Origin of the sequence: Campylobacter concisus, from assembly GCF_002165785.1 — a bacterium.
GTDB lineage: Bacteria > Campylobacterota > Campylobacteria > Campylobacterales > Campylobacteraceae > Campylobacter_A > Campylobacter_A concisus_W.
The window spans coordinates 12,014-29,971 of sequence record NZ_NDYO01000003.1 but is presented as its reverse complement, the minus strand read 5'-3'; the positions used below and the strand labels follow the sequence as shown (position 1 = coordinate 29,971).

At 35.8% G+C, this 17,958-nt stretch carries 20 protein-coding genes; 15 read left to right on the top strand and 5 right to left on the bottom strand.

Going from position 1 to position 17,958, the window contains the following annotated elements:
* The first annotated feature begins 184 nt into the window (after positions 1-184).
* Positions 185-1,051 (top strand): formate/nitrite transporter family protein, encoded by an 867-nt coding sequence (locus B9N62_RS02130; protein WP_087584169.1) that lies wholly within the window; start codon positions 185-187, stop codon positions 1,049-1,051.
* A gap of 80 nt (positions 1,052-1,131) precedes the next feature.
* Here the strand turns inward: B9N62_RS02130 and B9N62_RS02125 are convergent, their stop codons facing one another.
* Both B9N62_RS02125 and B9N62_RS02120 read right to left on the bottom strand, forming a co-directional pair.
* Entirely contained in the window at positions 1,132-1,770 is a 639-nt protein-coding gene (locus tag B9N62_RS02125) for a Crp/Fnr family transcriptional regulator (RefSeq protein WP_087584168.1), read from the bottom strand.
* Between the two features lie 144 nt (positions 1,771-1,914).
* Positions 1,915-2,328 (bottom strand): acyl-CoA thioesterase, encoded by a 414-nt coding sequence (locus B9N62_RS02120; RefSeq protein ID WP_054197151.1) that lies wholly within the window; start codon positions 2,326-2,328, stop codon positions 1,915-1,917.
* Between the two features lie 91 nt (positions 2,329-2,419).
* Between B9N62_RS02120 and ciaB the strand changes: the two genes are divergently transcribed.
* Positions 2,420-4,261, top strand: a complete 1,842-nt coding sequence (ciaB, locus tag B9N62_RS02115; protein WP_087584167.1) for an invasion protein CiaB — start codon at positions 2,420-2,422, stop codon at positions 4,259-4,261.
* A 9-nt stretch (positions 4,262-4,270) separates the two neighbouring features.
* A complete protein-coding gene (locus tag B9N62_RS02110) occupies positions 4,271-6,598 on the top strand; it encodes a putative bifunctional diguanylate cyclase/phosphodiesterase (protein WP_087584166.1) in 2,328 nt (775 codons plus the stop codon).
* On the opposite strand, the gene B9N62_RS02105 is transcribed toward B9N62_RS02110, so the two are convergent.
* Positions 6,591-7,130 (bottom strand): hypothetical protein, encoded by a 540-nt coding sequence (locus B9N62_RS02105; protein WP_087584165.1) that lies wholly within the window; start codon positions 7,128-7,130, stop codon positions 6,591-6,593. The genes B9N62_RS02110 and B9N62_RS02105 overlap by 8 nt on opposite strands.
* A gap of 241 nt (positions 7,131-7,371) precedes the next feature.
* Here B9N62_RS02105 and B9N62_RS02100 point away from each other — a divergent pair, with 241 nt between their 5' ends.
* Positions 7,372-9,576 carry a bifunctional diguanylate cyclase/phosphodiesterase gene (locus B9N62_RS02100; RefSeq protein WP_257640166.1) on the top strand — a complete coding sequence of 735 codons (2,205 nt, stop codon included), beginning with the start codon at positions 7,372-7,374 and terminating at the stop codon, positions 9,574-9,576.
* Here B9N62_RS02100 and B9N62_RS02095 read toward each other — a convergent pair.
* Positions 9,573-9,761, bottom strand: a complete 189-nt coding sequence (locus tag B9N62_RS02095; RefSeq protein WP_021091806.1) for a hypothetical protein — start codon at positions 9,759-9,761, stop codon at positions 9,573-9,575. The two genes, B9N62_RS02100 and B9N62_RS02095, sit on opposite strands and share 4 nt — an antisense overlap.
* Positions 9,762-9,890: 129 nt before the next feature.
* On the opposite strand from B9N62_RS02095, the gene dut reads away from it, so the two are divergent.
* Positions 9,891-10,586 carry a dUTPase gene (gene dut / locus B9N62_RS02090; protein ID WP_087584163.1) on the top strand — a complete coding sequence of 232 codons (696 nt, stop codon included), beginning with the start codon at positions 9,891-9,893 and terminating at the stop codon, positions 10,584-10,586.
* Positions 10,583-11,323, top strand: a complete 741-nt coding sequence (locus B9N62_RS02085) for an EI24 domain-containing protein (RefSeq protein ID WP_087584162.1) — start codon at positions 10,583-10,585, stop codon at positions 11,321-11,323. The genes dut and B9N62_RS02085 overlap by 4 nt, the downstream gene beginning before the upstream one ends.
* Positions 11,324-11,341: 18 nt before the next feature.
* Here the strand turns inward: B9N62_RS02085 and B9N62_RS02080 are convergent, their stop codons facing one another.
* Positions 11,342-11,863, bottom strand: a complete 522-nt coding sequence (locus tag B9N62_RS02080; RefSeq protein ID WP_087584161.1) for an ATP/GTP-binding protein — start codon at positions 11,861-11,863, stop codon at positions 11,342-11,344.
* Between the two features lie 84 nt (positions 11,864-11,947).
* On the opposite strand from B9N62_RS02080, the gene B9N62_RS02075 reads away from it, so the two are divergent.
* The 9 genes from B9N62_RS02075 to B9N62_RS02040 all read left to right on the top strand — a co-directional run bounded on the left by B9N62_RS02075 (position 11,948) and on the right by B9N62_RS02040 (position 17,952).
* The gene (locus B9N62_RS02075; protein ID WP_257640165.1) at positions 11,948-12,316 is read left to right on the top strand and encodes an L-arabinose ABC transporter; all 369 of its coding nucleotides are present in this window, start codon (positions 11,948-11,950) and stop codon (positions 12,314-12,316) included.
* The gene (locus B9N62_RS02070) at positions 12,317-12,736 is read left to right on the top strand and encodes a hypothetical protein (protein WP_087584160.1); all 420 of its coding nucleotides are present in this window, start codon (positions 12,317-12,319) and stop codon (positions 12,734-12,736) included.
* A 57-nt stretch (positions 12,737-12,793) separates the two neighbouring features.
* Positions 12,794-13,537 carry a 3-oxoacyl-ACP reductase FabG gene (gene fabG / locus B9N62_RS02065; protein ID WP_087584159.1) on the top strand — a complete coding sequence of 248 codons (744 nt, stop codon included), beginning with the start codon at positions 12,794-12,796 and terminating at the stop codon, positions 13,535-13,537.
* An 88-nt stretch (positions 13,538-13,625) separates the two neighbouring features.
* On the top strand, positions 13,626-13,859 hold the full coding sequence (acpP, locus tag B9N62_RS02060; RefSeq protein WP_021091725.1) for an acyl carrier protein: 234 nt from the start codon (positions 13,626-13,628) through the stop codon (positions 13,857-13,859).
* Between the two features lie 33 nt (positions 13,860-13,892).
* Positions 13,893-15,104 carry a beta-ketoacyl-ACP synthase II gene (locus tag B9N62_RS02055; RefSeq protein WP_087584158.1) on the top strand — a complete coding sequence of 404 codons (1,212 nt, stop codon included), beginning with the start codon at positions 13,893-13,895 and terminating at the stop codon, positions 15,102-15,104.
* 1 nt (position 15,105) lies between these two features.
* The gene (gene accA / locus B9N62_RS02050; RefSeq protein WP_087584157.1) at positions 15,106-16,041 is read left to right on the top strand and encodes an acetyl-CoA carboxylase carboxyl transferase subunit alpha; all 936 of its coding nucleotides are present in this window, start codon (positions 15,106-15,108) and stop codon (positions 16,039-16,041) included.
* Positions 16,042-16,243: 202 nt separating this feature from the next.
* On the top strand, positions 16,244-16,468 hold the full coding sequence (locus tag B9N62_RS10705) for a hypothetical protein (protein WP_257640164.1): 225 nt from the start codon (positions 16,244-16,246) through the stop codon (positions 16,466-16,468).
* A 30-nt stretch (positions 16,469-16,498) separates the two neighbouring features.
* On the top strand, positions 16,499-17,098 hold the full coding sequence (locus tag B9N62_RS02045) for a CbrC family protein (protein ID WP_257640163.1): 600 nt from the start codon (positions 16,499-16,501) through the stop codon (positions 17,096-17,098).
* Positions 17,099-17,109: 11 nt separating this feature from the next.
* Positions 17,110-17,952: a YwqG family protein gene (locus tag B9N62_RS02040; RefSeq protein WP_087584156.1), complete on the top strand. Its 843-nt coding sequence runs from the start codon at positions 17,110-17,112 to the stop codon at positions 17,950-17,952.
* Positions 17,953-17,958: the final 6 nt, after the last annotated feature.

Sequence of the window (17,958 nt, the reverse complement as noted above, 5' to 3'; positions counted from 1 at the left end):
TTTTGGTTGCTAAAGGCAAAATTTGCTCGCAACTTGGGTAAAAATTTTAGGCTAGAAGTGGCTAAAACTTGCTTTTAATTGCGAGCAGCAATCTTGGCTTTTAGTAATTTTGCAAAGTGTTAAACTTTGGTCGCAAAGATGAGCCTGGCTCATGTGCGAGATTGAAAATAAAAAGGAGAATGTGATGTTAAATCCGGCAGAAACCGCTCAAGCGGTCTCAAGCTCTATGGAGCATAAGGCTCATATGCCGCTTACTAGTATTATCTTCCTTGCTATCATGGCTGGAGCTGCTATTGCTATGGGTGATATTTTCTGGGCTCACTCAACAGTTGGTATGGCTGAAAATCAGTCAATTGGCCTTTCAAATTTTATCGGCGGTATCACATTTAGCTGTGGTCTTATGATGGTTGTCTTTTATGGTGGACATCTTTTTACAAGCTCAGTTTTAAGTGGTGTTAGCGCATATGAAGGAAAGCTAAAACTAGGTAAGACTATCGGATACTGGGCTATCGTTTGGATATTTAACTTCGTTGGCGGCGCATTGATAGCATATATGTACTACTACTCAGGCTTGCCACTAAAGTATGATGGCTATATCTTGCAGCACTTTATACCAGCTGGTATTGGCAAGATCACAGCACCATTTCATGAGCTATTTATCCGCGGAATTTTTTGTAATGTCTTTGTTTGTATGTCTGTCTGGACTGCTACAAGCGAGAGCAATCTATCTGGTAAATTCTTTGCCATTATGTGGATGATCGGCGCATTTGTGGCTTGCTCTATGGAGCACTGTGTGGCAAATATGTTCATCATCACCGAAGCCATCATCTCAAAAGCTCACTATATAGCAGCAAATGGCGGAGATATCGCTGCTGCAGCTGCAGCTCTAGGACATGGCATCACGGCTGAAAAGCTAGAAGTTTTAAACTGGGGAAATTTCATCGGTAAAAACTTAGTTCCAGTTACACTTGGTAATATCTGCGGCGGACTTTTCTTTGTTGGTTTAGTTGGCTTTATGGCGAATAAATTTGATATGAAGAAAAAAGCTTAAAAATTTTTAGTCTTTGCTTTTTAGCAAAGACTAATCCTCTAAGACTACTCTTTGCTAGCTATTATAAAAATTTCTGATTTTTAGTTTGTGTAACTTTCAAGTTTTTCATAATCAATTATTAAAAACTCGTGTGGTGTGATCTTTCTTATGATGTCGTCTTTTATAAGCTCATTAAATGCAGTTGAGGCACTTTGTCTTTTAAGCCCTACGAAGCTTGATAGCACTTTTAAAGAAAATGGCAAAAAGACATAATGATAGCCATTTTGTTTTAGATCCTGTTCGCGTGCTAACTCGATCAAAAAATTTGCAATCCTGCCTTTCGCATCTTCAAAAAGTATGGATTTTATTATCTGACGTTGTACGATGATGGCGTTTAACGCCGCTTTTAAAATTTCATCTACAACATTTACATTTGATAAAATTTCACTTATTTCGCTTAAGTTTATGGAATAAATTTTTGCGTCTTCTAAAATTTCAAAAGCACAATTATCATCAAGAACAGCGATATTGTTTGCTTCCAAACGGTAAAGGATAAATTCTTCCCCATCTTCAAAAAATGAGAGTTTTGCACAGCCGCTTTTTAAGATGATGATCTTGATCTCTTCGGTGTAGATTATGCTTGTTTTTGGTAGCTCTTTGTACTCAAATTTATCAATCTCGGATTGAGTTAGGATATCTAAAATTTGTGTTTGCAAAAGACCTAAACGTGACTTTTTCATGATTCTCCCAAAAGTAGTTTCGGATTTTATCTTAGAAAGTATTTAATCAAGTTGAAATTTTTGCCTTTTAATTTTTAAATTTCAATAATTTTTAAAAATAGTATTAATTTTTAAAAGAAGGTTGCATAAAATGCAACCAAATTTTTAAAAACCATGAAGTTTTTTTAGATTTTCATCTATAGGTTTTTTATGTCCATCTTTTGTTACACTGACGTAGGTCGCGATGGCGCTTGTGACATGTATAGTCTCTCTAAAACCACCATCATTTAGCCTCAGCGCAGTTACTTCTATCTGTGTTGTTATCGATGTTTTGCCAACTGCGATGATCTTTGCGTAGCAGCTTAGCACATCGCCAACAAAGACAGGTTGCTTAAAGATGATCTCTTTCATTGAAATCGTCACAACACGCTCTGGAGAAATTTCTCTTGCAGCTTGTGCACCTGCAAGGTCGATCTGGCTCATTATCCAACCGCCAAATATATTTCCAGCCGAGTTTGTATCTTTTGGTAGCATGACTTGTTTTATACGTGGCTCACCAAAATCTTTTAAAATATCCATTTTTTGCCTTTTAGATGTTAAAATTTTTGGTTGATTGTAGCAAATTTTAATGGCTTTATGATAAAATCTTGCAACTTCAGGGGATAAAAATATGAATGATTTTAAAAGATTAAACGAACTTACAAAAGAGCAAAAAAACAAGTTAAATGCTATTTATAAAAACTTAGATAATGAGATAATAAATGAGGCTGTTAAAATTTGTGGTCTTGTTGGCACACCAAGCCAAAAACTAGCCCTTGCAAGAAGGATAGTAGATCTTAAAGTAGATCCGCTTCAAAATGAACTAAAAAAGCTAAATTTAGGCGAGAATGAGCAAAAACGTGTATTAAATTTAATGTATAACTACGTTAGAAATTTATATGAAAATCTACACTCAGAGCTTATAAAAAAAGCAAAAGAAGAGAAAATTTTAGATCAGTTTAATCAAGCCTTTGTAGAAGCAATGCACGAGCTAGGACTTAGTCTAAATGCGTGGCAAATCTCATGGCAGGATCGCATTATCGACACTACAAATAAAGAGCTTGAAGCTAAATTTAAAGATTTAAGCCTGGCAAATGAGTTTATTACTAAAAATGCTTTATTTCAGTGTGATAGTAACGGCGTAAGGGCCGATAGAACGTATGGCGCGGTAGTAAAAGAAGGTGGGAAATTTAGCTTTTTGCCTTACGCACTTGCCTTTAAAGATGAGGTGAGAGAGCTTAAAGATGTCTTTACTAAAAATCTTGAAATTTTAAGAAATTTAGCCAAAAATGACGAGCAAAAATCTTACGTAAAATACCTTGAAAAGCTGCAAAACGCCTTTTGTGAAGAGGACAATGCAAAGGTGATAAATGCTTGGCAAGAAGCCGAGATAGCGTGGATGGATGTAAAAGGTGCGCTTCAGCCGGGCCATCCACTAGAGTACTATGAAGATGCCTATACGCATGCAGTTGCGCTTGAGTGGGACATCAGGCTGGTTGATAGCGAGGGTATTGACGAACTTAAATTTAAAGAAAAAGTGGCAAAAACTTATAAGAGTGTTTGCGAAAAGATAAAATTTGATAATGCTGAGACAAATAAGGCAGTTGGCGAAAATATCGCTAGAACGCAGCTTTATATAAGCGTGCCAATGATTTATTACGGTGCCGAGCTAAACGGGCTTTTTAGCGCTCAAGTCGTGCCAAATGATGAGAGTGTGAGCGCAAAATGTGGTAAGAAAATTTTTGCCTTTGTAAATCACGTCTACGAGGGTGCAAAGGCAAAACCGTTTATGAAACTTAGTTCGGAAATTTTTAGCAAAGAGTTTTTGGACTTTGGTAGGGAAATTTTATTTTTAAAGCCAAAAATTTGGAAAAAAGTTTATGAAATTTCAACCATTGGCCATGAGTTTGGCCACATCCTCTTTATCGGACTTGATACGGAGATGAGCATGAATAAAAGCGGCGTCTTTAAATTTATCGAAGAGTATAAGGCGACGACTGGTGGGCTAGTAAATTTCTTCTTGCACGAAGAAGCGGAGTATAAAATGGCCGTCTTTCATGAGCTAATAGCTCGTGCGGTTGGGCTTATCGCGTGGCGAAAGGTTGATGAAGTTAGGGCGTACTACTGCGAGGGGCTCATACATCTTAGCCTACTTTTTAGGGCTGGAGTGCTTAAATTTGATGGCAAACTAAGCGTGGATATGAGCGAGCAAGCTTACGCTAAATTTAAAGAAATTTGCCTAGAAAACTACTTCGATCTAGCGCAAACATACGCTAAAAAAGATGATGCGAGCACATTTTTGGAGAAATTTTGCCAAAAAGATGAGCAGAGCTATCTGCCAAAAGATGAAGAGACTAGAAAATTTGTTGAACATTTTTACTCTAGATATGAAGCTATCGGCAACGACGTCGATGATAGTGGTGAGTGGCAAAGATGGCAAAGTTTAGCCAAAAAGGCAGAGAAAGATATATAAAGACGGAACATGATAAGTAAAATAAGCAACGAAAATCAAGTATCTTTTGTATTTATGTTGATACTTTTTTGTGTATATGTTGTTAGTTATTTTATTGCTAGTGGTTTTTATGAAGACATAATTACTGCTCTATTTGATTTTATGATCACATTATTTATCTTTTTAAAGCTAAAAGAGACAAGAAATTTAAAAACATATTGGATATATATATTACTAGGTCTTACTTGCTGGGTAATATCAGACACTATGTGGATGCTATATGATAAGCTTGATTTTCTTAAACAATTTCTTTCTAAAGCCAATTTTATACAAATCTTATATGTAGTCTCATATTTTATGTTTGCATTTTCTGCTTTTTATATTTTGATTAAAAATTTGAAAAATTTATTTTTAATGCAAGTATTTGTGGACTCGGTCTCTATTTCTGCGATATATTTTAGCTTTATGTGGTTTATGATTTTTGATAGAAGCTTAACTCAAGTTTTAAGCCAAAAAGATTTTTTTAATCTAAGTTATATCGCCATAGATTTATTTATGTTTTGTACTTCATTTGTTGCGTTTTTTTCACTTAAATTTTCAAGAAGAAGACTGTCTATATTTTTATGCTTGATAGCACTTATTGCAATAAGCATTTATGATATTTTTACCACTACAATGGATTTTTGGATAGATGAAATATCCTTTTTTGGATATAACATTGTATTCAAGAGTGCATTTTTTATGTTGTTTGTTGCCACACTTCATTTAAGAGAGGGCGAGGCAAATCTAAAATTTAGGGCACTTAGAAATGATTTTGATAAAATTTTAATACAAAAGCTATTTGTTTTTGCCGCATTTTTGACAATTATGATCTTGTACTCTTGGAAGATAAATTTGACATGGTTATTTTCTATTTTAGTTACTTTGCTTGCATACGGGGCATTATCTTATACATTTTCTAATGTTAGAAAGATGGATATTTTAATTAAACGTGAAATACATATCAAAAAAGTGTTAAATAATCAGATAGAAAGTAAAGTAAAAGAGCTTGAAGAGACAAATAGACACCTACAAAGGATCAGTAAATATGATTATCTAACGAATGCTCTAAATCGCCAGTATTTTATTGCAAGGCTTGAGGAGATGATAAAGTCAAAGGCACTTGGCGAAAAGATAGATATTTATAGTATCGACATAAACCATTTTAAAGCGATAAATGACTCGTACGGGCACTATATAGGTGATGATGTAATAGCAAAGTTTGCTTTAAACATTGAGTCAATATTGCCACCAAACGATTCCTTATTTGCAAGATCTGGCGGAGATGACTTCATCGTTGTTCTTAAGCAAAACGAAAATGTACATTGCAGGGAATTTTTACATTATCTACTAAAAGCTATTTCAGAGCCAATCGTTATAGATGATTATAAAATTGTACTTGATGCGAAAATAGGGATTAGCTCGACACAAACCAGTGAAATTTTGGCTGATGATTTTATCATGCAATCAGAAGCAGCACTAGAAGCAGCAAAGAAAGATACATCTGAAAAGTATGTTTTTTATAGTGATATAAAAAGCATGATTCAGGATAGAAACTATATAGAAATATTGCTAAATAGCATAAGCTTTGATGAAGAATTTGAGCTAAAATTTCAGCCCCAGTATCTAATAGAAGGTAAAAAAATAGTAGGAGCAGAGGCTCTTGTTAGGTGGAACTCTCCTATAAAAGGTCCGGTAGATCAATCAAAATTTATCCCAATAGCCGAACAAAGCTCGATTATCAATGCGATAGGAAAATGGGTGGCAAAAAATGCTATAAAACAAATGGCCTTTTGGAATGAGAAATATAATACAAACCTAAAAATAGGCATAAATATCTCACCAAAACAGATTGATAATATAAATTTTGCATCTAAATTTTTAAGCTATATAGATAGATACGGCATAGATCCATCTTGTATAGATGTTGAGATCACTGAGGCCAGCCTCGTTAATGCCGAAGAGATGATGCAAAGTGCGTTATCTAAGCTTTCAAATAGAGGAATTTGCATATCCATAGATGATTTTGGTACCGGTTTTTCATCGATGAGTTATATCAAAAAATATCCTATGAGTCGTCTAAAGATCGCTAAAGAGCTGATAGATAATATTGCTAAAAATGATATAGATAAAGACGTAGTAAAAAGCGTTATAGCTTTAGCTAAAAATGTGGAGCTAAAGACTATTGCTGAAGGCGTCGAAGATGAAACCCAGCTTAAAATTTTAAGAGAGCTTGGATGCGATGAGGTGCAAGGGTATCTTTGGGGTAAGCCAATGAGTGCAGAGGACTTTGAAAAGCTTATAATAAGTGCTATTTAAGCACACTCTTTGCGCTAAAATTTTCAAATTTTAAAATATCTTTATGGCAAAGTTTGGCCAGCTCATTTATCATTTTTGAGCTAGCTTCATCTTTTGGGATTATTAGATGAATCTTTTCTTCTAAAAAAATGATAAAGATATTTTTTAGTTCATAAATTTCACTAACTTCATTTAGGTCAAATTTTTCATTTTCTTTGGGTTCGCCTTCATAATAAGCCAGAAATTTCTCATTTACTTCAAAATTCATTTGCTTTTGAACATCTGAAATTTCAATTCTCTTTAATGCAGCTATGCGACTTCTTTTTAAAAAAATAGGATAAAAAATAATCCAAAATATAGCAAAAACAGCTCCGATAACAGTAAAAATTTTACTTTTTAATAACATATCAGCAACAAAACCAGCTATGATGGCTTCGGTAAATATCATAAAAGTGTTTATAAAATACTGCTTTCTTGCCGCCTTTGAGAAAAATAAGATAAAAGATTTATAGTCTATTAAATTTTGTCCATTTATGACGATATTGCACTTCATAAGATACCTTTGTGAATTTTAAAATTTTTGGGAAATTATAACCAAAAGCAAAGTCAATTTTTGTATAATTTGGACTATTTCTTAGGAGAGGGACACTATTTTTTTAATATCAAAATCATCTATAACTGGCATGCGAAAATGGATCTTAGTTGCAGTTGTAGCACTATTCGTATTTGCACTATTAGCATCTTTACTAGACTATAATCTAATTGGAAAAATATCTATTTTGCTTAGTTTCTTTATGATAACTTTTGGTATTTATACTTCAATGGATAAAGTAAAAACCAAAATAACGCATTGGCTTGCAATATGTTTTGGTGTTTTTTTATGGTCTATTTGCGATGCATTAATGGTGTTAAATCAAGATGTATTATTGCGTGCTCATAGTTCTTATGCGTATCTTGATGTATTTTTTATGTTGCCGATGATATCTATTTTAGCTGGCGTTAGTATATTTTTGTATTCAAAATTTGCAGCTAGCCAAGAAAAGCTAGCCATCATCATGGATAGCATAAGTGTCTTTTTTTTAATAGTAATTTTAATATATGGTATTTTTGACGAAATAGATATTTCATCGATGATAAATAATGGATCAAATATCGTTTTTCTCTCTATTGTGGCCATAAATTTTCTTATACTTTTTATTACTTTAAGTGAGATTTTTACAAGCAGTTTGCTTCGTATAAAAATTAGCGGCTTTTACCTTATATCAGCTAGCATTTTATTTACGATGCTAAATTTATTTATTTTCTATAGTCAGATCTCAAATGTAAATTTTGGCCATAAAATAGATTTTTTGTATATAGTTCCTTTCTTCTTTTTAATGATAGGAGCTTTTCATTTAAAAGCCCAAAATGAATATGTTACAAATACCGATAAAGATATCTCAATAGGATCAAAATGGCTACCAATAATAATAGTTTTACCTTTGCTGTTACAGGAAGATCTAACATCTTTTAGTGCACTTATCTCACTTTTTGTTTTAGTTGTAAATGCTATTGTTAATTACTATGTTAAAAGCTCTATTGCAAGCAGAAAAATATTAGATTATGAGAGAAATCTTCATAGAGAGATGGAAAAGTCGATGCATGAGCGAACCAATGAACTTATGCTCGCAAATTTAAGACTTCAAGATATGTCCGAAAAAGACTATCTAACAGACCTTGGCAATAGAAATTTTATAGTAAATGAGCTTGAAAGAATGTGCAAAAGTATCTCTGAAGATGAGGAAATCGCAGTTTATTATATAAATTTAAGCCGTTTTAAAAGTATAAATACATCTTACGGACATGAAATAGGTGATAGAATTTTAAAATTAGTTGCAAAAAGGATACTTGAAGTTTGCAATAGACAAGAAGCCATAGCAAGGATTAGTGCGGACGAATTTATCGTACTAGCAAAAATGGAGATAAATAGTCATACAAAACGCTTAAATCTTGGTATTGCCTTAAAAGATGCTATTGAAAAGCCAATTCAAATAGATAGATATCACTTTGGGCTTAAGTGCATAATAGGCATAGACGTAGCAACAAAAAATAGCACGGCAAATCCAAGAAATATTATAAAAAATGCAGATATGGCAATGTATTATGCCAAGAAAAATCCAGCTTTAAATCCTATGGTTTATAGCGATAAAATTAGCAATGAAATGCACCTAAGCTCAAGTATCGAGATCGCGCTTAAAAAAGCTAATTTGCAAGAAGACCTTCATGTATATTTTCAACCAATATTTGACCTAAAAATCGAAAAAATGATCTACGCAGAGGTTTTTTTATATTGGAAATCAGAAAAATTTGGCTTGATGGAAGCAAGCAAATTTATGAAAGAGGTCAATGTAAATAGTGATATCTTAAACGATATTTGCTCGCTTTTAGTTTCAAAGACCATAGAGTATGTAGATAGATGGCAAAAAGAAAAACTCTTGATACCAAAAATAAGTATAAATGTTGCGCAGATTCAAAGTAAATCAGAAAAATTTGTTTTAGATTTTGTTTCTAGCTTACGCTCTCATCATATAAATCCAGAGCTTTTTGAAATAGAATTTGGCGAAGAAATATGGACAAATAATTCTAAAACTCTTGATAAAATTTTTTCTATTCTTAAAGAAAATAATATAGATGTTTGTATAGATAATTTTGGCTCTGGATATACTTCATTTATTTATATTAGAAAATACGGTGTTAAGCGTATAAAAATAGCAAGTGAATTTGTTGCTCAAGCATCAAATAGCAAAATAGATGCACAAATCGTATCTGCAATTATCGATTTAGCAAAGGCGATGAAGATAAAAGTTGGCGCAAAAGGCGTAGAAAAAGAAGAAGATATTCATTTCTTAAAAGAGCTTGATTGTAACGAAGTTCAAGGACTTTTCTTATCTCGTCCTATGAGTGTAGAAGAATTTGAAGACCTTGTAAGACAAGATCCTCAAATGATAGCTAAAGTTTAAATTTCAGCCTTTATCTCTTCGTTTGATTTTACGACCATACCTGAGCCATGGATTACGCTTGGAACACAACTGGTGCAGATGTCAACTTCTTCACCATTTTTATGAGCGTGGATAAAAACTGCATTTGTATCATCACTGCTTTTTAGTCCGCAAACATTGCAAACCACTAGATCTTTTTCTCTCATTTTTTCTCCTTTGAAATTTTTGCTTATTTTAGCTCCTAAATTTTATACATAAAATGATTTAAGTCAAGCTTGCCTCGTGGCATTTAATAATTTTTTGTTATAATCCTTTAAAATTTTTAAAGGCCTAAAATGAATGAAAGAACGATTATTTTAGAGATGTTAAAGATGCAGCAAAGCCTAAATGATGAGACAAATGGGCTTGGCTGGGAAAATGGTTATACTAATAAAAATAAATTAATCAGCTGGAAGCGCTGCATATATATGGAATGTGCTGAACTGATTGATAGCTTTGCTTGGAAGCACTGGAAGAGCATCGATGCTAAGACTGATGAGCAAAATTTACGCATAGAAGTTGTTGATATCTGGCACTTTATAATGAGCCTAGCTTTGCAAATTTATAAATCAAAACAGCTTGGAGATATAGAAACTTTAGCCGATGATATTTGCCAATCAAGCGGTTTTGGAGAGTTTTGTAAAGAGCCACTAAAGATCGAAGATGAGAGCATTTATGAGATAATGAATGATGTTGAGATGCTTATACATGAGTGCAGCGGGTTTGACTACGATATATTTGATATTTTAAAAATTTACTTCTCTATGTCTTTAAAATGTGGAGTAAATTTATACTCGCTTTACGAATGCTACATCGCTAAAAACGTGCTAAATCGCTTCCGTCAAAATAATGGCTACAAAGAAGGCAGCTATAAGAAAAATTGGAACGGACGCGAAGATAATGAAGTGATGAGTGAAATTTTGTCAAATGGCGTTAGTAAGATAGGTGAAATTTACGCAGCACTTGAGCATGAATATAAAAAGGTGAAATGATAAACCTTCTTCGCCTTGGTTTTAAAGACTTTTTTACAGCCAAATTTATAGCGCTATCCATCTTGCCACTTTGTCTTAGCATTTTTAGTCTCACGTGGCTTACGATCTGGAGCGGCGGTGAGATATTTGATCTTTTAAGTGATAGCGCCAAAAACGAAAATTTTACCTTTTTAGAGCCAAACTCGGCGCTCTCTTTTATCGCTATTAAAATTTTAAGCTTTAGCGCCACAAAATGGATAGTTAGCATACTTTTCTATGTTTTAAGCACCTTTTTAACGATCATTGTTAGCATCGTGATTGCTCTAATCGTAGCTGGCTTTTTAACGCCGGTTGTAGCCAAAGAGATAAACAAAAGACACTACAACTACGTGCTTAAAAGCGAGGTTAGCACGGCTAGAGTGCTAAAGGTGATGATGATTGAGATCATGAAATTTCTTGGGATCTTACTCATTTGCTTACCGCTTTTGTTTGTGCCGATCTTAAATTTCTTCATCATCAATGTGCCATTTTTTTACATCTACTACAAGCTTTTACTAATAGACGTTGGCTCAAACACGCTTGATAGTGACAAATTTGAGCTAGCACTGCTTGAAGGTGGCGGGGTTAAATTTATAGTTTTTACACTTTTGTTTTATCTCATCTCACTTGTGCCACTTGTTGGGCTATTTTTTCAGCTTTATTTTGTGATAGTTTTGTCGCACCTCTTTTATCAAAGAGAGGCGCTAGTTAAAATTTAGAGCCAAAAGGCCCTAAATTTATGCGTAGTAAGATAGTTTGTTGCTCTCATCAAGCAAGGTATCAAATAGCCTTTTTGTAGCATTTAGTAGATTTTTATTTGCATCATTTTTAGCTAAAAGTTCGTCAAACATCTTTAGCATATTGTCATTTATGAAATTTTTGTGATTTAGATCTTTTGGCTCAGGCAACATCTGCTTGATCTTGTTTGAAAGCTCGCTTATGCTTTGACTGCTACCTGCTATCTTGTCGCCCTCTTTGACGTTTTTCATAAATTCATCAACTTGCGGGCGAATTTGTTTCATCGCCTCTTCGATCTCTTTCATATCCTGCTCGTCTATGCCGTTTCCTTTATATAAAAACTCATAGCCGTATTCGTGGGTTAGAGTTAGGCTTTTTTGGCTTGAAGTGCCATTTTTCTGGCTAGAAAACTCCAAACTTTTGTTGTCATACATAGAAAAGCTTATCTCATCGCCTGAGCTAGTCTTCATCGAAAAGCTCATGTTGTTGTAGCTTCCTTGAGAGTAAAAATTTGTTTGCATTTTTAAATCCTTTTGAGGCTAGATCGGCAAAATTTTAATTTCATAAAGCAAAATTTTGTAAAATGCGTCAAAAAAGGACGGGCGATGTGTTGTTTTGGGACTAGGATATTTTTGCTGATGCTTATAACTGTTTTAAGCTTTGTTTTTGCTAGGCTTTGGCCTGTTTTGCCAGTCGTTGGCTACTACTTTATACTTGCAAATTTGCTCTCAATTTTGATGTTTTCACTATTTTTTAAAGGGCTTTTGCCAAGCTTCGTAAAAGTAAATGCGATCCACTACTTTTCGCTCATTGGCGGCTTTTTGGGAGCATTTTTAACGATGCTTGTTTTTAAGAAGGTTGCAAAAGATAAATTTACTCTAATAGAGCTTATTATTTTTATGCTTTGGGTGCTAATAATCGCCATAGTCATCTTTAAATTTCAAACCATTCTTGACATTTTTAGGGGAATTTAGATGGATGAGAGGATAGTTAAATTTCTAAAAAAGATGCATCTTGCTAGCGTTTGCGTCATTGATGATGAGGGGCAGCCTTATTCTTTTAGCGCATTTTACGCCTTTGATGAGGTAAATTTTAGCCTTTTGCTAGCTAGCTCAGATGATAGCTCACATATCAAATTTTTAAAAAACTCAAAGCTTGTTGCTGGTACGGTCGCTCTTGATACAAAGATTGTTGGCAAGATCGAGGGCGTGCAGTTTCAAGGAGTGATGAGCGAGGCTAGCGTAAGTGAGCGAGAAATTTACTTTAAAAGATTTTTTTATGCAAAAGCGATGGATCCAAAAATTTGGTGCATAAGCCTTGAAAAACTAAAATTTACAAGTAATGTTCTTTGTTTTGGCAAGAAGATAAAATGGGAAAAGGGTAGTAAAATTTAGACGTTAAGCTTATATAAGCTACAATCGTTGAAAAATTAGAAAAATGAAGGAGAAAGTATGAAATTTAGCGGGAAAAATGTCCTAATAACAGGTGCAAGTAGAGGTATTGGTGCACAGGTCGCAAAAACACTTGCAAATATGGGCCTAAAAGTATGGATAAACTACCGTTCAAAACCTGAGATAGCGGATGCTTTGCAGGCTGAGATAGAGCAAAATGGCGGCAAGGCTGCTGTAATAAAATTTGACGCAACTGACGAAGATGAGTTTATAAAAGGTATAAATTTGATAGTTGATAGCGACGGCGAGCTAAGCTACCTTGTAAATAACGCTGGTATAACAAATGACAAGCTAGCGCTTCGCATGAAAACTAGCGAATTTACAGATGTGATAAATGCAAATTTAACTTCAGCTTTCATCGGATGTAGAGAGGCTTTAAAAGTTATGAGTAAAAAGCGCTTTGGAGCGGTCGTAAACGTCGCTTCTATCGTTGGTGAGATGGGAAATGCAGGACAGGTGAATTATTCAGCTAGCAAGGGCGGACTGATTGCTATGAGCAAGAGCTTTGCAAAAGAGGGCGCAAGTAGAAATATCCGCTTTAACAGCGTAACTCCAGGCTTTATTGAGACTGATATGACGCATGGGCTAAGCGATGAGGTGAAGAAAACTTATAGCGATAACATCCCACTAAAACGTTTTGGCAGTGCTAGCGAAGTAGCCGAAGCGGTTGCATTTTTGTTGAGCGATCACGCGAGCTACGTCACTGGCGAGACGCTTAAAATAAACGGCGGACTTTATATGTAGGTAAATTTCAGACAAGTTTTGAAATTTAAAATAAATAAAAGCGTAAATATTATAAGATAACAGACATTTTTTATAAGGAGACCTTAAAATGGCAGTATTTGAAGACGTAAGAGACGTAGTTGTAGAACAACTAAGTGTAGATCCACAAGCAGTGAAACTAGAGTCTAAAATTATCGAAGACCTAGGTGCAGATTCACTCGACGTTGTAGAGCTAGTTATGGCTTTAGAAGAGAAATTTGAAGTAGAAATTCCTGATAGCGAAGCAGAGAAGTTAATAAGCATTCAAGACGTTGTAAATTATATAGAAAAACTAGGTAAATAATTAAATTTACACAGTTTGATTTAAGGAGATGTATTGAAACGAGTCGTTGTAACTGGTATAGGCATGATAAACGCACTTGGCCTTGACAAAGAGAGTTCTTTTAAGGCTATTTGCGAGGGTAAAACAGGTGTGAAAGAGATCACGAGCTTCGATGTAAGTGAATTCCCTGTTAAAATTGCTGCCGAGATAACTGATTTTGATCCAAATAGCATTTTAGACGGCAAAGAGGTGAAAAAAGTAGATCGTTTCATACAGCTTGGCATAAAAGCATCTAATGAAGCTATGGCTGATGCAAATTTTAAAGAGTTTGATGCTCATAAATTTGGCGTTAGCTCGGCAGCTGGCATAGGTGGTTTGCCAAATATTGAAAAAAATTCAATTACATACTTTGAAAAAGGCGTAAAGAGAATTTCGCCATTTTTTATTCCATCGGCACTTGTAAATATGTTAGGTGGCATAGTTTCTATAAACCACGGACTTAAAGGTCCAAATTTGTCTAGTGTAACAGCATGTGCAGCAAGCACTCATGCGATATCGCAAGCTGTAAAATGTATAATGATCGGTCAAGCTACAAATATGCTAGTTATCGGTGCTGAGTCTACTATTTGTGGTGTAGGTATAGGCGGCTTTGCAGCAATGAAAGCTCTCTCAACTAGAAATGATGAACCAAGTAAGGCTTCAAGGCCATTTGACGCAAATCGCGATGGTTTCGTAATGGGTGAAGGAGCCGGTGCGCTTGTACTTGAAGAGTATGAGTCGGCTGTTGCAAGAGGTGCTAAAATTTACGCTGAAGTAGTTGGATTTGGTGAGAGCGGAGATGCACACCATATCACATCGCCAACACTTGAAGGCCCATTAAGTGCGATGAAACAAGCACTTGATATGGCAAAAGATGTAAAGATAGATTATGTAAATGCGCACGGTACTTCAACACCTGTAAATGATAAGAATGAGACTGCGGCACTAAAAGCAGTTTTTGGTGATAAATGTCCACCAGTTAGCTCAACAAAAGGTCAAACCGGACACTGTCTAGGTGGTGCTGGTGCGATCGAGGCTGTTATATCTATAATGGCAATGAGAGACGGCATTATCCCTCCAACGATAAACTACGAAACTCCTGATCCAGAGTGCGATCTAGACTACGTTCCAAATAAAGCTAGAAAAGCTGACATAAAAGCTGTTATGAGTAACTCATTTGGCTTTGGCGGAACAAACGGCGTCGTGATATTTAAAAAGTTGGATTAAGATGTCAAATTATTTAGATTTTGAAAAGAGCATAAAGCAAATTGATGAAGATATAGCAAATGCTAAGATCAGAGGCGATGAACATGCTGTTGAAATTTTAAATAAAAACCTATCTAAAGAAATATCAAAAGTATATAAAAATTTAAACGAATATCAACGTTTGCAACTTGCTCGTCATCCAGATAGACCATATGCTATTGACTATATAAATTCATTTTTAGTTGATGGCTATGAGATCCATGGCGACAGGGCATTTCGCGATGACCCAGCAATAGTCTGCTACATCGGCTATATCGGAGGCAAAAAGACTGTCGTTATAGGCGAGCAAAAAGGTCGTGGCACTAAAAATAAACTAAAAAGAAATTTTGGTATGCCTCATCCGGAGGGCTACCGAAAGGCTTTACGCGTAGCAAAATTGGCTGAAAAATTTAACCTACCTATCTTATTTTTGATAGACACTCCAGGTGCGTATCCTGGCATTGGCGCTGAAGAGCGAGGTCAAAGCGAGGCCATAGCTAGAAATTTATTTGAATTTGCAAATTTAAAAACTCCAATAATAGCTGTCGTTATCGGCGAAGGTGGAAGCGGCGGTGCTTTAGCTATTGGCGTGGCTGATAGACTTGCTATGATGAAAAACTCTGTCTTTTCAGTCATCTCACCAGAGGGTTGTGCTGCGATACTTTGGAACGACCCAGCTAAACAAGAGCAAGCTACAAAATCTATGAAGATAACGGCTGATGATCTAAAGCATTTGTCGTTAGTCGATGCTGTGATAGACGAGCCTATAAATGGAGCGCACAGAGATAAAGACGGCGCTGCAAAAGCACTTGCAAACTACTTCATCTCAGAGCTAGCCGAGCTTGAGAAGCTTGATATAAACGAGCTTGTCGCAAAAAGAATAGACAAAATCCTCTCTATCGGAGCTTACGAGGAGTAAAATTTATAGTCACAAGTGAGTTGAAATTTAAGTAAATTTGCTTGTGACTCTCCTTTGCATTAAATTTAATACGCTTTTTTAATTTTAAAAAATGAAATAATTTTATATTTTTATCGCAATCTTCTAAATTTTAATAACTCATCTATGCGACTTTTAAGTGTTTAAGGCTAAAATTCTTAGCAAATTTAAACAAAGGTCATTTGTGGATAAATTTCAAGAAAAATATATAAAACTTTCAAAAGATTACTACAAAAATAAGGGCAATGCAGTAAGCGTAGAGGCTTTGTATCAGTTTAAAGAGGAGCTTGAATCAAGCGAGGAGCCGCAGGCAAAACACGTTTTAGTAGATATTTATCAGCTTTTGTCTATGCAAAAGAGCGCTTATGAGTTACTTTTAAAGATACACGATAGAAACGACAAAAAGTAGCTAAAAACGCTTGGCTATCTTGCGCAGTTTATGGATGAGGGCGACAAATGGGCGGTGCCAAGACCAAAGAGTAAAGAGCAAATTTTAGCCCAAAAGGCAAAGGCTGCCACCTTGCCAAAATTTTGCTATCACCCAGAGCCTTTAAAAACTGGTGCATTTAAAGATGATATGAGTGTCACTTGTGAGTGTCGCGGCGAAAACACTGAAATTTACTATGATAACGGCATATACAGCGAGCAAGACGTCACCTATCTTTGCCCAGCTTGCATCTCAAATGGCGCAGCTGCTAAGAAATTTGACGCTACTTTTGTGCAAGACGCCGACCAACTCGCCACTGATGACGCCAAAAAAGATGAGGAGCTTTTTAGAAGAACACCTGGCTATGAGAGCTGGCAGGGCGAGCACTGGGTGGTGTGCTGTGATGATTATTGCGCATTTTTGGGCGATGTGGGTACGAAGGAGCTTTTAGAGCTTGGCATCGCAGACGAGGTTTTTGATGACTACGCAAAAAGAGACGAGTATGATGTCAAAATGGCGCGCGAGGTGCTCGTAGCGGGTGGCGACTTTGCTGGATATTTGTTTCGTTGCTTGCACTGCAAAAAGTATCACATCTACATCGATGCTTGCTAAAAAGGTAAAATATGGATCTAAATGAAATTTATAAAGGCTGCAAAGAGCGCGGTCTGGAGGGGCTTTTTGAGTTTTTAAAGCCAATGGCTAAAAATGCTATAAAGATAGATACGCAGGCTAAAAGTGACGGTGATATCGCCATTGGAGCGTCTAAATTTGGTGGGCAGCCAGATCTTCCAGCTAGCGTGCCTTGGCCGTCAAATGAAAACGGCGCGCTTAGCTTTGTGGCGCAGATAAATTTTGCTGAAGTTAGCAATTTTGACACCGATGGGTTACTACCAAAAAGTGGCATGCTCTATCTTTTTTATGATATAAATTTACGCATTTGGGGCTACGACCCTGCTGATAAAAAGGGCTTTGCCGTGATCTTTGTCGAGGCAGCTCAAGACCAGCTTGCTCGCCAAAACATGGATGGCGGAAATTTCACATTTGGCGCACGCTCTCTTAGCTTTAAAAACGAACTAAATTTGCCAAGTTTGCAAAGCTCGCTCGTGCCATTTGGTAAATTTAGCGAGGAGGAGTGGGAGGCATATCACGAGGTCATCGAGCCAAGCTGGCAGGCTAAAGAAAACAAGCTCCTTGGTCACTCTGACAACATCCAAGACGGCATGGAGCTAGAGTGTGAGCTCGTGGCAAATGGCCTTGACTGCGGCGATGGTAGCGCTTATCACCACCCAAACATCGCAGAGTTTAGTGAAAATGCCGCTCAGTGGCAGCTGCTTTTGCAGATAGATAGCGACTGGGATAGCGACATGGACTGGGACGGTGAGGGTAGAATTTATCTGTGGATAAAGAGGGACGACCTAGCGGCGCGCGACTTTAGCAAGACTTGGCTAGTTTTGCAGACAAGCTAATTATGA

Excerpts from the sequence above, each read along its gene's own strand:
- fabG (WP_087584159.1), top strand. The coding sequence starts at position 12,794 with ATGAAATTTAGCGGGAAAAATGTCCTAATAACAGGTGCAAGTAGAGGT.
- B9N62_RS02110 (WP_087584166.1), top strand. The coding sequence starts at position 4,271 with ATGATAAGTAAAATAAGCAACGAAAATCAAGTATCTTTTGTATTTATG.
- B9N62_RS02085 (WP_087584162.1), top strand. The coding sequence starts at position 10,583 with ATGATAAACCTTCTTCGCCTTGGTTTTAAAGACTTTTTTACAGCCAAA.
- dut (WP_087584163.1), top strand. The coding sequence starts at position 9,891 with ATGAATGAAAGAACGATTATTTTAGAGATGTTAAAGATGCAGCAAAGC.
- B9N62_RS02125 (WP_087584168.1), bottom strand. The coding sequence starts at position 1,770 with ATGAAAAAGTCACGTTTAGGTCTTTTGCAAACACAAATTTTAGATATC.
- B9N62_RS02075 (WP_257640165.1), top strand. The coding sequence starts at position 11,948 with ATGTGTTGTTTTGGGACTAGGATATTTTTGCTGATGCTTATAACTGTT.
- B9N62_RS02095 (WP_021091806.1), bottom strand. The coding sequence starts at position 9,761 with ATGAGAGAAAAAGATCTAGTGGTTTGCAATGTTTGCGGACTAAAAAGC.
- B9N62_RS02100 (WP_257640166.1), top strand. The coding sequence starts at position 7,372 with ATGATAACTTTTGGTATTTATACTTCAATGGATAAAGTAAAAACCAAA.
- B9N62_RS02045 (WP_257640163.1), top strand. The coding sequence starts at position 16,499 with ATGGATGAGGGCGACAAATGGGCGGTGCCAAGACCAAAGAGTAAAGAG.
- ciaB (WP_087584167.1), top strand. The coding sequence starts at position 2,420 with ATGAATGATTTTAAAAGATTAAACGAACTTACAAAAGAGCAAAAAAAC.
- B9N62_RS02070 (WP_087584160.1), top strand. The coding sequence starts at position 12,317 with ATGGATGAGAGGATAGTTAAATTTCTAAAAAAGATGCATCTTGCTAGC.
- B9N62_RS02130 (WP_087584169.1), top strand. The coding sequence starts at position 185 with ATGTTAAATCCGGCAGAAACCGCTCAAGCGGTCTCAAGCTCTATGGAG.
- B9N62_RS02080 (WP_087584161.1), bottom strand. The coding sequence starts at position 11,863 with ATGCAAACAAATTTTTACTCTCAAGGAAGCTACAACAACATGAGCTTT.
- B9N62_RS02105 (WP_087584165.1), bottom strand. The coding sequence starts at position 7,130 with ATGAAGTGCAATATCGTCATAAATGGACAAAATTTAATAGACTATAAA.
- acpP (WP_021091725.1), top strand. The coding sequence starts at position 13,626 with ATGGCAGTATTTGAAGACGTAAGAGACGTAGTTGTAGAACAACTAAGT.
- accA (WP_087584157.1), top strand. The coding sequence starts at position 15,106 with ATGTCAAATTATTTAGATTTTGAAAAGAGCATAAAGCAAATTGATGAA.
- B9N62_RS02040 (WP_087584156.1), top strand. The coding sequence starts at position 17,110 with ATGGATCTAAATGAAATTTATAAAGGCTGCAAAGAGCGCGGTCTGGAG.
- B9N62_RS02120 (WP_054197151.1), bottom strand. The coding sequence starts at position 2,328 with ATGGATATTTTAAAAGATTTTGGTGAGCCACGTATAAAACAAGTCATG.